The sequence below is a fragment of the Thermophilibacter sp. ZX-H3 genome (assembly GCF_052599055.1).
In genome coordinates, this window is the sequence record NZ_JBQXES010000010.1 from 1 (window position 1) to 13,970 (window position 13,970).

Genomic DNA, 13,970 nt, shown 5'->3' on the forward strand with positions numbered 1-13,970 from the left:
ACCATGGCAGGGGAGGCACACCCGGTCCCATTCCGAACCCGGAAGTTAAGCCCCCGAGCGCCGATGGTACTGCGGAGTAGTCCGTGGGAGAGCAGGACGTCGCTGACCAACAAGGGGCATTTTGCGTCTCGCGGCGGCGCGGGGCGCTCTCTGACACTTAGCTGACGGCTTGCTTTCTGCGTTTTCATTTATTGACGACAATTATTAGATTACGGCAACTACCTTTAATGGTATTTTCAGCATGCGATGTTAACGACTATCCGTTATCGAGCTTGCTGGAGGGCCAATGATTTCTTTGCCTAAAGACCCTGGTCTGGAGACGACTCAGAATCGCGACGCAGAATCCGGTGACGCACTCGATTGTCTGGCGAGCCTGCTATTTGATGGCGGCAGGAGAACGCGGATGATCGGCATATGCGCCGAGCCTGGAATGGGGCGGCGCAACCTCATCACGCGACTGATTCGCACCGCCTCGAAAGATGGCCTAAGGATCTCTCGTCACGATCTTTCAACAAGGGACTCAGAGTCCGCCTCTGCGCTCATCGTCCGGGTGGCCCGCGAGTCCTCTCGTCGTCCCGAGCCGAGTCTGGTCGCATTTGACGAGCTTCCGCCCTCTGACGAGTCGTGCGTGCGACGTCAGGCGCGTGCGCTGAAAAGAATGTGGGAGGCAGGAGTCCACACGGTTTTCTCGCTTCCCCCTGAGGGGTCTCAGCTGCTTGACGCCCTTCCGGAGTGCTCTTGCGTCACTGCCTCTGATCTTGTGGTCAGGACCGTCACTGAAGTCGAGTCCGGAGACTTCTCATATTGGCTGAGACGATACACGAGGGGAGTTCCGTCGCTTGTCAGCGCCCTTCCCCTGAATTCGGGGCCAGTGAGACCAAACCCGCTTAAATGCACTTCCTACCTTGATGCGCTTCAGGAACTTGTGGGAAAGTCGCTCCGCCTTACCCTGAGTGACGATGAGCTTAGGATGAGGCTCGCGATGCTGCTTTTGGGTCATGGCTCAAATGCTGATCTTGAAAGCGCGGCAGGCTGCGTTCCCAAAGAGATTCTCGAGGGGCTGAGAAGCAATGCCCCCTTCTTTGAGATTGGTGTATCAACGGGGTCCTTCTCCTGCCCGCTCGACGCTGATTACAAACTTCTCGAGGTCTGCCGGCCTCATCTGAACGCGGCCTGTGCCCTCTTCCCGGACATCTGTGATGCCGCCATTGGGATCCTTGCCGCTTACGGCAGATATGGCCGTGTCGCAAGCCTGCTTGAGCTGCCGGGCGCTCACAGAAGAAAGGGCCTTCTACTCCTTCACGCATCCTCGTTTCTCGATGCTGGTGCGGTCGATGCCGTGAGGTCGGCAGCATGCGAGCTCGCCCCCTATCCCGATCTGGAGCTTGCCGAGGGGCACATCCATCTGCTGGACGCTGCCGTAAGTGCTCTGGGGGAGCGGACTATGCCGGCCGAGGCTGCCGGCGTCGCCGTAGCGGACGACGCTTCCGCAGAGCTTCTTGACCTCTCGCTCTTTGCGGAGGCGCGAAGGGCCCTTGGGGCGAGGCGCTCCGGCGCGTCCTTCTCGCTTGACGGGCTCGATGCCCTTGGAAGACGGCTTCTCGTTCATCGTGAGGTGTGCGACCTCATGGCCGAGGGGAGATTATCGGCAGCGACACGACTGCTCATCGCAAACCCGTGCGACGACAGGGGGCACAGCGTATCCGAGGCGCTGCTGACGATTGACGCCGAGATCGCGCGGGTTCTTCTCTGCGACGCGTCTGCTGCGAGCGGACACTCAGTCGAGAGCGCGATTGACGTTCTGTCAGCCCCGGAGCTTGCGGGGCTCGAGGGCTATACGAGCTGCCTCGAGGTGATCAAGGCCGTCGTCTTGTCGGATGAGGCCTCCTATCCGGAGGTCGAGCAGCTCGTTTCCCGCGCCGAGCGGGCGGGTGACCGGCTGGTGCAAGTGCTTTCGTTGGTCGGCGGCACGGTGATAGATCTGCGCAGGAGGGCCCTTGCGCGCGCGAGCGTCAGGGCCGAGCTGGCCGCGGCGGTTGCAAGCGGAGCGGGCCTGGGATATATCGCCCGCGTTGCAACCCTGCTTGGCGAGGTGGCCCGCTTTCTGCTGGGCGAGCCGCCGCGTGCGGGGCGGGACGACGGCCTGCAAGACGACCTGGGGAGGGCGAGCGCCCTTGTGCGCGCGGCCATGCTCGTTGAGGAGGACGTGGTGCTCTTCGACGAGGGGGAGGACATGGAGCCCCCGCGAGATGCCGTCTGGCTGCTCCTTGTCCTAAGCGAGGGAATGGGGGCGCTGTCTGCCCGTCTCGACGAGATGCTGCCGCTCGCCTGGAGGCACGCCCTGCTCGTCGCGCGGCCAAGGTGGAGAGCTGAGGCGCTCGGGGGTCGAGAGGTGTCGGGCGTCAACGCGAGGTCTGATGCGGGGACGTCTCGGCACGAGTACGAGGCCCCGATTGAGATACGGCTTCTGGGAGGCTTCTCCGTGACGGTGCGCGGACAGAGGGTCCCCGACGGCGAGCTCGAGCACAGAAACGCGAAGTCCATGCTCGAGTACCTTCTCTTGCGGCGCGGGGCGACGGCGAAGCGCTATCAGATCGTTGAGCAGGTGTGGCCCGAGGCCGACTATGGCATGGGCTTTAACCGTGCCTACCAGGCAACGAGCACGTTGCGAGCGGCAATCGCAAAGATTGACAGCGACCTTGACCCCTTTGTGCTGAGCCGTGCGACGAAGGCAGTGTCTCTGGACATGGGAATCATCAGATGCGACGTCGACGAGTTTCGGGCTTGCGCGCGGGAGGCGGCGGACACGGGCGACGACGCCCGTGCGGTTGCGATGGCCCGGCGCGCCGAGCGGCTCTATGTGGGGGACCTCTATGTGCCGCCCGTGGACGCGACCGGCTACGTCATGACAACGAGAGACGAGCTGAGACGGCTGTATGGGGATGCGATGGTGGCGGGCTCGGACGCCGCGCTGCGCCTGGGCAAGAAGCGCACCGCCACGCGCCTTGCGATGAATGCCCTGGCGTCCGACGACATGCGCGAGGACGCCGTCGTGTCCATGGTCCGGGCACTGAGGGCGAGCGGGAGAAACGTTGAGGCGAATCGGCAGTACCAACGCTACGCCCGCAGGCTCATGCAGTCCGCCAATCGACCCCCTTCTCGCCTGCTGAGGAGGGCTGCGGGAATTGGCGAGGAGCGAGGGAGGCGCCTCAGCGATGAGAGCAGCGTGGAGGTGACCTTCAAGGAGCGAAGTTGCGCATCATGAGGTGCGCTTTTGGTGAGAGGGTCGTGCCGTGGACGTCGGCCCGCATGCCGATGGGTAAAGTGTTGAGGGTGAGTGTGCAGGGGGGATTGTCCCCCGGAACTAGCAGGGAGTCTCATGCCTAACTTTCTCACAAAGCTGCTCTCCATCGGCTCCGACCGAGAGCTGAAGGAGTTCGAGCGCATCACGGGCCGCGTCAATGACCTGGAGTCCAGGTTCGAGGCAATGAGCGAGGAGGAGCTCCGCGGGTGTACCGCCGCCTTCCGCGAGCGCTACGATCAGGGAGAGTCGCTTGACGACTTGCTCCCCGAGGCGTTCGCGGCGGTCCGCGAGGCGTCCCGCCGCACGACCGGACTCAGGCATTTCGACGTCCAGATCATCGGCGGCATAGCCCTGCATCGCGGCACCATTGCCGAGATGAAGACGGGCGAGGGAAAGACCCTCGTCTCGACGCTCGCCGGCTACCTCAACGCCATCCCCGGCAAGGGCGTTCACATCGTGACCGTGAACGACTACCTCGCTCGCCGAGACAGCGAGTGGATGGGCCAGATCTATCGCTATCTCGGCATGAGCGTCGGCCTCCTGCAGAACGGCATGCGCCTCAACCTCAAGAAGCCCGCGTACGCCGCGGACGTGACATACGGCACGAACTCTGAGTTCGGCTTCGACTACCTGCGCGACAACATGGTCACGCGCCCGGGCATGAGGGTTCAGCGCGGGCATCACTACGCAATCGTCGATGAGGCCGACTCCATCCTCATCGACGAGGCGCGTACCCCGCTCATCATCTCGGGGGCGGGGACCAAGTCGGCGAGCACCTACAAGGACTTCGCCCGCGCGGTCCGCGGGCTCATTCCCGACGTCGACTTCACGATGGACGAGGCGAAGCACACCATCGCCACGACCGACGATGGCCTCAAGAAGGTCGAGCGCGCCCTTGGCGTGGACGACATCTACGCCGACGTCTCCGGCCAGCTTGTCAACCACCTGCAGCAGGCCCTCAAGGCGGAGTACATGTTCCATCGCGACCAGCAGTACGTGGTCGTGGACGGCGAGGTCAAGATCGTCGACGAGTTCACGGGCCGCATCATGGAGGGCAGGCGCTACTCCGAGGGCCTTCACCAGGCCATCGAGGCGAAGGAAGGCGTCATCGTCCGCGAGGAGAACCAGACGCTCGCCACCATCACCCTCCAGAACTACTTCCTCATGTACGACAAGCTCTCGGGCATGACGGGAACGGCCATGACCGAGGACGCGGAGTTCCGCGAGGTCTACCATATCCCCGTCCAGGTCATTCCGCCCAACAGGCCGGTCATCAGAAAAGACCACGACGACCTCGTCTACCGCACGGTCGAGGCCAAGTTCAAGGCGGTTGCGGACGACGTTGCTGAGCGTCATGCGAACGGCCAGCCCTGCCTCGTCGGCACGGTCTCAATCGAGAATTCCGAGAAGCTCTCCCGCATCCTCGACAAGCGCGGAATCAAGCACAACGTGCTCAACGCGAAGTACCACGAGCGCGAGGCGCAGATCGTCGCCCAGGCGGGCCGCGAGGGGGCCGTCACCATCGCGACGAACATGGCGGGCCGTGGCACGGACATCCTGCTTGGCGGCAATCCTGACGAGCTTGCCGAGGAGGCCGTGCTCGCGCTCGATTTCGACGTCGAGCAGGACGTCGTGAAGAGGGTCCTCGCCGCCGGCGACCCGCGCCGGCTGACCGTGGAGGGGCTTGCCAAGCAGGGGATCGAGGTTGAGCGCGAGGTTCTTCTCGCCATCTCCGAGGAGTACGAGAAGGCCCTCAAAGCCGCCAAGGAGCGCTGCGAGGTGGAGAAGGAGCACGTTCGCGCCGCCGGCGGACTGTGCGTCATCGGAACCGAGCGTCACGAGAGCCGCCGCATCGACAACCAGCTGCGCGGCCGTTCCGGCCGTCAGGGCGACCCCGGCGAGACGCAGTTCTACCTCTCTCTCGAGGATGACCTCATGCGCCTGTTCGGCGGGGACCGCATGGACAAGATCTCCGCGATGATGCAGCGCTACGACATGCCTGATGACATGCCCATCCAGGCGAAGATGGTCACGAAGGCCGTCGAGAGCGCCCAGCGCAAGGTCGAGGAAGTCAACTTTGCGATGCGCAAGAACGTCCTTGACTACGACAACGTCATGAACACCCAGCGTCAGGTCATCTACGAGGAGCGCAACAAGATCCTCGACGGAAAGGACCTGATGGAGCACATCGACGAGGTCACCTACGACACCGTCCAGCGCGAGGTCGCGACCTACTGCCCCGAGAGCGCCAAGCGCGAGGAGTGGGACCTGGAGGGGCTCGGCTCGTGGCTGAGTGAGCTCACCGGCAGGAAGGACGTCCCCGACGCGTCCGCGTGTGAGGGCGAGGGGGAGGTTATCGAGCTCGTCGACCAGTTCGTGGACGGATGCTTTGCCGAGAAGGCCGAGCGGCTCGGCAGCGAGGCGATGCACGCGCTCTCGGCGCAGGTCATGCTCCGCGTGATCGACACGCGCTGGATGGCGTACCTCCAGGAGATGGACTACCTCAAGACGGGCATCGGGCTTCGCGGCTTTGGCCAGCGAGACCCGCTCGTCGAGTACAAGAGCGAGGCCTACGCCGCCTTCGCGGAGCTCGTCAACACTATGTACGAGGACTTCCTGCGCACCATCCTGCGCATCGAGGTCGTCGTGCGCCAGCCCGCCGCCCCGCAGGCCGCCCCTGCGGACGAGGAGCCCGCCGAGCTGCGTGGCGCTCACTATTCCGGCCCGAGCGAGGTTGACGGCGACCAGGGCGCGCGCCGCGCCCCCGCGCCCCGCCATGCCGCCCCGGCACGCCCGGCTGCCCCTGCCGCGTCGAAGCCTCGAACATACCGCAAGTCCGATGACCCCGATCCCTACGTGGGCGTGGGCCGCAACGACCCCTGCCCGTGCGGCAGCGGGAAGAAGTTCAAGAACTGCCACGGGAGGAACCGCTAGTGGCCGACGTCGCCAAGTCGAACTTCGAGGCCCTCGCCGCGAGGCTCGAGGAGGTCGAGGGCTACCTGCGTCTCGACGAGAAGAAGAACAAGATTGCCGAACTCGAGGCGAGAAGCGCCGAGCCTGGCTTCTGGGATGACGCCGAGAGCGCCCGAGCGGTGATGGGGCAGCTCTCCTCCGCCCGAGACGACGTCTCCGGCATGGAGGCGGCCAGGGAGAAGCTCGATGACGCCATCGCCGCGTACGAGCTGGGCAACGAGACCGGGGACGGCGACCTTCTCGCCGAGTCCGCCGAGCTCGCCTCCTCCCTGGAGCAGGACCTTTCGGAGCTCGAGCTCTCGAGCTGGTTCACCGACGAGCTCGACCACGGCGACGCGATCGTGACCATCACGCCGGGGCAGGGCGGCCTCGAGGCGCAGGACTGGTGCGAGATGCTCTTCCGCATGTACCAGCGCTACTGCGACCGCCGAGGCTGGAAGGTGACCGTCAATGATGCCGTGCCCGGCGAGGCCATCGGGCTCGACCGCGCGACGTTCACCGTGAGCGGAAAGAACGCCTACGGGATGCTCCGCGCCGAGCAGGGCGTCCACCGCCTCGTTCGCATCTCGCCCACCGACGCGAAGAAGCGCCGTCAGACCACCTTCGCTGGCGTTGAGGTGCTTCCTGTCCTGCCCGATGACATCGAGGTCGAGATTGACCCCAACGACCTGCGCGTTGACGTATACCATGCGTCCGGCCATGGAGGCCAGGGCGTCAACACCACCGACTCGGCCGTGCGCATCACGCACCTCCCCACGGGCATCGTGGTCACCTGCCAGAACGAGCGCAGCCAGCTCCAGAACAAGGCGTTTGCCATGAGCGTTCTCAGGAGCCGCCTCTATGAGATGGAGCTCGCTCGCCGAGCCGAGGAGCTCGACGAGCTGCGCGGCCCCAAGCGCGACATCGGCTTTGGCAACCAGATCAGGAGCTATGTCCTCTATCCGTACCAGCTCGTCAAGGACCTGCGGACCGGAGTGGAGACGGGCAACGTCGAGTCCGTGCTCGATGACGGGGACCTCGACGACTTCGTCGTCGGCTACCACCGGTGGGTGGTGGGCGGCGAGGGTGACGCGTCGTGAGCCGCATCCCCTGGCGCGTGGCGCTGCGTGACGCGGCGCTCATCATCACGGGCTCGTTTGTGTTCGCCGTTGGCGTTGACATCTTCGAGATCCCCCACGGGCTCGCCGCGGGCGGCGTGACCGGCCTTGCGACGGTGTTTTCCGCCATCGCCGACTCGTTCGGCTTCTACCTTCCCGTCGGCCTTCAGACCATCGTCATGAACGTCCTGCTCATGACGCTCGTTGTCCGCTCGGGCGATAGGGGCTACATCGTGCGTACCGTGGCGGGGATCATTGCGTGCGGCGTCCTCACCGACGCGCTCGTCCCCTTCCTGCCGGCGAGCGTCGGCGAGAGCGACCTGCTCCTCTGCGCCCTCTGGGGCGGGGTCATCACCGGCGCCGGGCTCGGCCTCGTCTTCAGGAGCGGGGGCAACACCGGGGGCACCGACATCGTCTCCCAGATCCTGGCGAGAAAGACGGGGATGCCGATGGGCACCGCCGTCATCATCGTGGACGGCGTCATCATCGCCTTCTCCGCGACGGTGTTCTCGGTGGAGCAGGCGCTCTACGCGGCGGTGGCGATGTTCATCTGCGGCAAGGTCATCGATGCCGTCGTCGACGGCCCGCGCAGCGCCCGCGCGGCCTACATCATCTCGACCGAGCACGCCGAGATCGCCAACGAAATCCTCTACACGCTCAACCGCGGGTGTACCGAGCTTCAGGCCCGAGGGGTGTGGAGCGGGAACAGCCGGCCCGTCCTTCTCTGCGTGCTCGGTCGCTCCGAGAGCATGCGCCTCAAGCAGATCGTCGCCGAGATCGACCCGGAGGCCATCGTGATCATCTCCGAGGTGCACGAGGTCTTTGGGGAGGGCTTCAAGAGGATCGAGGGCTGACCCCGACAACGCAGCGTTGACTGCGTGTGGGGAGGTTCTGCTTTATGTCGGGGCTTCTCGTTGAATCTCGGAACCGAGCTGCCCCTTTGCTAGACTATGGGCGTATTTGTCCGTTGAGAGCACAAGAAAAGGAGCTTCTGTGGCCAGTCACTTTCGCAGCACTGAGCGACAGGGGTCGGAGGGCGCGCCGCTCGACTTCGCGAGCGTTCCGGACGGGGCTTCTCAGGCGACGGCTGCGTCGCCGGAGGACACCGGCGCCTTCCTTGCGGCGGGCGGCGTCAGCCAGGGGGAGGGCGTCGAGGCGCCCGAGTCCGATGGCCAGTCGCTCGAGGCCGTTCACGTGGTCACCGCGGCGGAGCCCGCGGACCCCACCGAGCAGCCCGGGTTCACCAGCGTGTTCGCCCCTCTCGCGAGCGACGACGCGCCGGCGGTCTCCCGCACCGGCACCCCCACCGTGTCGTTCAAAAACGTCACACTCATCTACCCGGCCCAGCCCAACAAGCCCGCACTCGACGATGTGAGCCTCGATATCTACCCGGGAGAGTTCGTCTTCGTTGTCGGCCACTCGGGGTCAGGCAAGTCATCCCTCCTGCGCCTCATCACGCGCGAGCTGCGCGCCTCCAAGGGGCAGGTGATCGTTGCCGGCCAGGACCTCACCAAGATGCGCAACCGCAAGGTCCCGTATCTTCGTCGTCAGATCGGCACCGTCTACCAGGACTTCAAGCTGCTTCCCGACAAGACGGTCTACGAGAACGTCGCCTTCGCCCTCGAGTGCATCGGCAAGCCCAAGTCCGTCATCAGGGCGCAGGTCCCCGAGGTGCTTCGCCTTGTTGGCCTCGGCGAGCGCATGAAGCACTTCCCCGACCAGCTCTCCGGCGGCGAGCAGCAGCGCGTGTCCGTTGCCCGGGCCATGGTTAACCGCCCGCCACTGCTCGTCTGCGACGAGCCGACCGGCAACCTCGACCCGGCGATCTCGCTTGGCATCATGAAGCTGCTCGACCGCATCAACCGTGCCGGCACCACCGTTGTCATGGCGACCCACGACCGCGAGATGGTCGACTCCATGCGCAAGCGCGTCATCGCCCTGGAGGCCGGCCACATCGTCCGCGACCAGGAGAGGGGAGGCTACGGCTACTATGGTGCCCTCTAACTTTGGCTACTCGCTGCGCGAGTGCGGCCACCACTTCCGGCGCAACTGGACCACGGTGCTCGGCGCTGTCGTCACCATCTTCCTGTCCCTGTTCATCATAGGCCTGTTCGTCGTCGCCACCGTGCTTGTCGACAGCATGCTCGGCGGCGTCGAGGACCAGGTCACGATTCAGGCGTTCATCTCCGACGACGCCGACCAGTCGGCCGTCGACGCGTATCGCGAGACCATCGAGGGATGGGACAACGTCGAGTCCGTCGAGTACAAGACGAAGGACCAGGCGCTCGAGGAGTTCCGCACCTCCATGTCCAACCGCAACGCCGCCGATGCGGTGACCGCCCTTGACGGCGAGAACCCGCTTCCCGCCTCCCTCGTCATCAGGATGGTGGATCCCTCGCAGGTCCAGTCTACGGCCGAGCGCATTATGAGCGACCCGGACTTCGCGTCCATCTGCGACGACCCCGAGAATCCCGCGGGCGACGTCCAGTACGGCCAGGGGACCGTCGAGCGCCTCTTCAGCGTCTCGGTGTACATCCGCATAGCCGCCGCCGCGCTCGTGGCGCTGCTCACCTTCGTGGCCTTCGTGTTCATCAACAACACGATTCGCCTCGCCATCACGGCGCGTCGCCGCGAGATCGGCATCATGCGTCTCGTCGGCGCCTCCAACGGCTTCATTCGCGGGCCGTTCATCATGGAGGGCACGATCGAGGCCATTCTCGGCGCGCTTCTCGCCATCGCGGCGCTCGCCGCGGGCGTCCACACCCTTCTGCCCGCGCTTGCCGAGAACCTCTCGTTCCTCTCGTTCGAGATTCCGCCGATGACGCTCTACCTCACGTACGCCAGCCTGCTGGGCATCGGCGTGCTGATCGGACTGTTTGGATCTGCCATCGCGATGGGACGCTATCTGAAGGTCTAGGGCAACCATTCGCGGGGTGGGGGAGCCCCCGCTCTCCGTGCCGAGGTGCGCTGTGCGAAACCTCTGCGCGGAGAGCGGGGGCTCCCCGCGTTCGGGCCGTCGGGACCCAGCCGACAGAGGGATGGCTGTTGGGCATGCTGGGGCGCGAGATCGTTTGGAGGAGGGGCATGAGCCGTAAGAGAGTGCATCGCGGGAGCAGGCGCCGGGGGCGCTCGGGCGGGCCGCGCGAGCGGCATCAGACGCTTACGGGCAGGCTCGTGGTATCAAGGCCGGGCGTGGCGCGGGTCGAGACCCAGGAGGGCGCCTTCGAGCTCGTGCGCCATGGCCAGCGCGAGGCCATGAACGGGGATGAGGTCGAGGTCGCGATCGTGAGTGCCCGCAACCGCGCCCCGCGCGCCGTCGTTCGCTCGGTGGTGGTCCGTGCGACGCAGACCTTTCTCGGGCGCTTCGACATCGCCGGGCCGCTCGGCGCGGTGGTTCCGCTCGACGCGCGGCTGGGCCACGACTTCTTCGTGGTTCCCGAGGACCCGAGCCCGAGCCGGCTGGGCGTCGCCCCCGGCGATGTGGTGGTGGCGAGAATCACCGAGTACCCCACGCGGAAGAGCGCGGCCGTGGTGACCGTCGAGCGTCGCGTGGGCCCGTCCGACGCGGTTGACCTCAACATGGAATCGGTAATCGCCTCCTTCGGCCTGCCCGGGGACTTCCCTCCGTCCGCCCTCGCCGCCGCCGAGAAGATCGAGGCGCACGTTGACGAGGAGATGGCCCGCAACCCACGCCGCCGCGACCTGCGCGGAGAGCTCTGCGTGACCGTCGACCCCGCCGACGCACGCGACTTCGACGACGCCGTGGGCGCCCGGCGCCTCCCGGGAGGAGGCTACGAGCTCGAGGTGCACATCGCCGACGTCACGCACTACGTGCGCGCGGGCGACTCGGTTGACAACGAGGCACGCGCGCGCGGCTGCTCGGCGTATCTCGCGGACCGCGTCATACCCATGCTGCCGGAGCGCCTCTCCAACGACGTGTGCTCGCTGCGGCCCGGGGAGGACCGTCTCGCCGTTTCCGTCGTCGTCCGCCTGGACGGCCGGGGCAAGGTCGTCTCCGCCAAGGCGATGGCGTCCGCCATCAGGTCGGCGGCGCGGCTGAGCTATGACGAGGTCGACGCCCTCCTCGACGGCCGCGCCGCGGCGGACGCGCTTCCCTGCGCGCCCGAGCGCGCCCCTGAGGTCGACGTGCTTCTCGGCACGCTCGACGAGATCCGCGCGCTGCGCGAGCGCGTGCGGCGGGAGCGCGGCGCCATCGACTTCCCCACGGTCGAGGCGAAGGTGGACCTGGATGACCGGGGACGCCCCACGGGGGTCCGCGTTCGACGGCGCACGCGCGCGACGGGCCTTATCGAGGAGGCCATGCTCGTGGCAAACGAGTGCGTGGCCAGGATGCTCGCCGAGAAGGACATGCCCGCCGCGTTCCGCGTGCACGAGCCGCCCGCGCCCGACGACCTCAAGGCCTGCGTACAGCCCCTGCGCGAGCTCGGCGTCCTTGACGGAGGGCTTGCGGCCGGCCTGCTCGCGGGAGAGCCGCGCGCGCTTCAGGAGGCGCTCGGGCGGGCGTCGGGGACCGAGGCGGAGGCGGCGACGAGCGCCCTCCTGCTGAGGGCCCAGCGAAAGGCCGTCTACCTTCCCCACAACGACGGGCACTACGCGCTCGGCGCCGCGGCGTACTGCCACTTCACGTCGCCGATCAGGCGCTATCCCGACGTGCTCGTGCACCGCGCGCTCAAGGCCCTCCTCGCGGGGCGGGCGAGGGGGGCTGAGATGCGCGATCAGGCCGCGGCGCTCCCGCAGCTCTGCCAGGCCTGCTCCGAGCGCGAGCGGGCGGCCGACGCGGCCGAGCGGGCGTCGCAGAAGGTAAAGACGGCCGAGCTCTTCTCTGGGCGCGTGGGCGAGGTCGCGCGCGGCTCCGTCTCGGGATGCGAGCGCTACGGCGTGTTCGTGACCCTGGACGACACGCGTGCCGAGGGGCTTCTCCCCGTCCGGGCGCTCGGCCAGGAGTGGTTTGCCTACGATGAGGCCCGCCTCACGCTTACGGGGGAGGAGACGGGGGAGGTGTGGCGCCTCGGCCGTCCCGTGACGGTGGAGGTTGCGGGCGTCAACGTGGCGCGCGGGCAGATTGACTTCGTGCTCGCCCAGGATGGGGACCGCCCGCGGGACCCTCGGCGTCCCCGCGTTGGCGGTGGGCGATAATGGGAAGACTAACTACCTAGCATGCGTGCGCGGCCACGGCCGTGAGGAGGTCATATGATCCAGACAGAGATGACGGACGAGCTCGAGCGGGCGGAGGGCCTCATGCTCCAGGGCCAGCCCGAGCGGGCGGCCGAGCTTCTCGCCCGCCTCGCCGAGGATGCCGAGGAGTACGTCGACAAGAACTGCCCCACCACCGACGAGGTCCAGTGGTTCAGCTTTCCCACGCTCTTCGAGCGCCTCGCATACCGGCGCGTCGAGAAGGACCCGCGCGAGCTGCGCGACGTGGGCGAGCCGCTCGACCGCCTCTACGGGGACCTTGCCCTCGCCAACGTGCACGCGGGGGACTACGATGCCGCGATGTCCGCCCTCAAGAGCGCCATCCGCTGGAATCCCATGGACTGCGGGTCGCGCCTGAACCTCGCCGACCTCTATCGCGTGGCGGGGGACATGCAGGAGTACCTGGCGCTCACCTATAGCGTCTTCGAGCGGGCGAGCGACGCGCGCCACCTCGCGCGCGCCTTCGTGAACTTCTCCGGCTGGTTCCAGGCGTCCGAGAAGCCTCGCACCGCGGCCGCGGCCCTGCGCGCCGCCCGCGCCCTGGACGTGCGCGACTCGTCCGTCGATGCGGCCCTCGACCAGGCCGCCGGCACCGAGCGCGACCCCGACCTCGTCTCCGACGACGAGGTCGAGGCGCTTCTCGCCGAGGAGGGACTGCCTGACGGGGCCAACGCGGACATCGCGGTCTGCCTGCTCATGTGCGCGAGCGATGCCGCCGCCGCGGGCGCGCGAGACGTGGCGGCGAACCTCACGCTGCGGGCGCGCGACCTCGTGGGAGAGGCCGCCGCGAAGGCCCTCCTCGAGCTCATCCGCGAGAGCGACGCCGTCGAGGGGGATGCCGATGGCGAAGAGTAAGGTGCTGCGCCAGGCGGCGAAGGCGGAGCGTCAGGCCAAGCCGGGCAAGAAGACCATCGCCAAGAACCGCTCCGCCCACCACGAGTACTTTATCGACGAGACCTTCGAGGCCGGCATCGAGCTTACGGGCACTGAGGTGAAGAGCCTGCGCGAGCGCGCGTGCCAGCTCACGGACGCCTTCTGTCTCATTCGCGGACGCGAGGCGTGGCTGCATGGCGTGCACGTCCATCCCTACTCCAACGGCGGCGTGTGGAACGTTGACCCGGACCGCAAGCGGCGGCTGCTCCTGCATCGCCGTCAGATCGACTACCTTGACGCGAAGCTCCGTCAGAAGGGGCTTGCGCTGGTGCCGCTTGAGATCTATTTTGACGAGCACAACCGCGTGAAGCTGGCCATCGGCCTTGCGCGCGGAAAGAAGCTCTACGACAAGCGGGCAGACATGGCGCGACGCGACTCCGACCGCGAGATAGCCCGCGCACTCAAGGAGCTCAACCGGTAGCGGGCCAGGAGGGGGCCGCCTCCCTGGC

At 66.7% G+C, this 13,970-nt stretch carries 9 protein-coding genes and 1 rRNA gene; all 10 read left to right on the forward strand.

Going from position 1 to position 13,970, the window contains the following annotated elements; genetic code table 11:
• Positions 1-108: ribosomal RNA gene (rrf, locus tag ACULPM_RS05470) — 5S ribosomal RNA — on the forward strand; the annotation flags it as partial.
• 295 nt (positions 109-403) lie between these two features.
• Positions 404-3,265, forward strand: a complete 2,862-nt coding sequence (locus ACULPM_RS05475) for an AfsR/SARP family transcriptional regulator (protein WP_445331530.1) — start codon at positions 404-406, stop codon at positions 3,263-3,265.
• Positions 3,266-3,379: 114 nt separating this feature from the next.
• Entirely contained in the window at positions 3,380-6,238 is a 2,859-nt protein-coding gene (gene secA / locus ACULPM_RS05480) for a preprotein translocase subunit SecA (protein ID WP_317416190.1), read from the forward strand.
• On the forward strand, positions 6,238-7,356 hold the full coding sequence (gene prfB, locus ACULPM_RS05485; RefSeq protein WP_075278943.1) for a peptide chain release factor 2: 1,119 nt from the start codon (positions 6,238-6,240) through the stop codon (positions 7,354-7,356). The genes secA and prfB overlap by 1 nt, the downstream gene beginning before the upstream one ends.
• Positions 7,353-8,228 carry a YitT family protein gene (locus ACULPM_RS05490; protein WP_445331529.1) on the forward strand — a complete coding sequence of 292 codons (876 nt, stop codon included), beginning with the start codon at positions 7,353-7,355 and terminating at the stop codon, positions 8,226-8,228. Before prfB ends, ACULPM_RS05490 begins: the two co-directional genes overlap by 4 nt.
• A 139-nt stretch (positions 8,229-8,367) precedes the next feature.
• The gene (gene ftsE / locus ACULPM_RS05495; RefSeq protein ID WP_417802450.1) at positions 8,368-9,378 is read left to right on the forward strand and encodes a cell division ATP-binding protein FtsE; all 1,011 of its coding nucleotides are present in this window, start codon (positions 8,368-8,370) and stop codon (positions 9,376-9,378) included.
• Complete coding sequence (ftsX, locus tag ACULPM_RS05500; RefSeq protein WP_417802449.1) at positions 9,365-10,291, forward strand: permease-like cell division protein FtsX; 927 nt, start codon at positions 9,365-9,367, stop codon at positions 10,289-10,291. The genes ftsE and ftsX overlap by 14 nt, the downstream gene beginning before the upstream one ends.
• Positions 10,292-10,458: 167 nt before the next feature.
• Entirely contained in the window at positions 10,459-12,531 is a 2,073-nt protein-coding gene (gene rnr / locus ACULPM_RS05505; protein WP_445331528.1) for a ribonuclease R, read from the forward strand.
• A 54-nt stretch (positions 12,532-12,585) separates the two neighbouring features.
• On the forward strand, positions 12,586-13,443 hold the full coding sequence (locus ACULPM_RS05510) for a tetratricopeptide repeat protein (protein WP_445331527.1): 858 nt from the start codon (positions 12,586-12,588) through the stop codon (positions 13,441-13,443).
• The gene (smpB, locus tag ACULPM_RS05515; RefSeq protein ID WP_445331526.1) at positions 13,430-13,942 is read left to right on the forward strand and encodes an SsrA-binding protein SmpB; all 513 of its coding nucleotides are present in this window, start codon (positions 13,430-13,432) and stop codon (positions 13,940-13,942) included. The genes ACULPM_RS05510 and smpB overlap by 14 nt, the downstream gene beginning before the upstream one ends.
• Positions 13,943-13,970 lie beyond the last annotated feature (28 nt).

Coding starts and splice junctions, on each gene's coding strand:
- ACULPM_RS05475 (WP_445331530.1), top strand. CDS start 404: ATGATCGGCATATGCGCCGAGCCTGGAATGGGGCGGCGCAACCTCATC.
- secA (WP_317416190.1), top strand. CDS start 3,380: ATGCCTAACTTTCTCACAAAGCTGCTCTCCATCGGCTCCGACCGAGAG.
- ftsX (WP_417802449.1), top strand. CDS start 9,365: ATGGTGCCCTCTAACTTTGGCTACTCGCTGCGCGAGTGCGGCCACCAC.
- rnr (WP_445331528.1), top strand. CDS start 10,459: ATGAGCCGTAAGAGAGTGCATCGCGGGAGCAGGCGCCGGGGGCGCTCG.
- ACULPM_RS05510 (WP_445331527.1), top strand. CDS start 12,586: ATGATCCAGACAGAGATGACGGACGAGCTCGAGCGGGCGGAGGGCCTC.
- smpB (WP_445331526.1), top strand. CDS start 13,430: ATGGCGAAGAGTAAGGTGCTGCGCCAGGCGGCGAAGGCGGAGCGTCAG.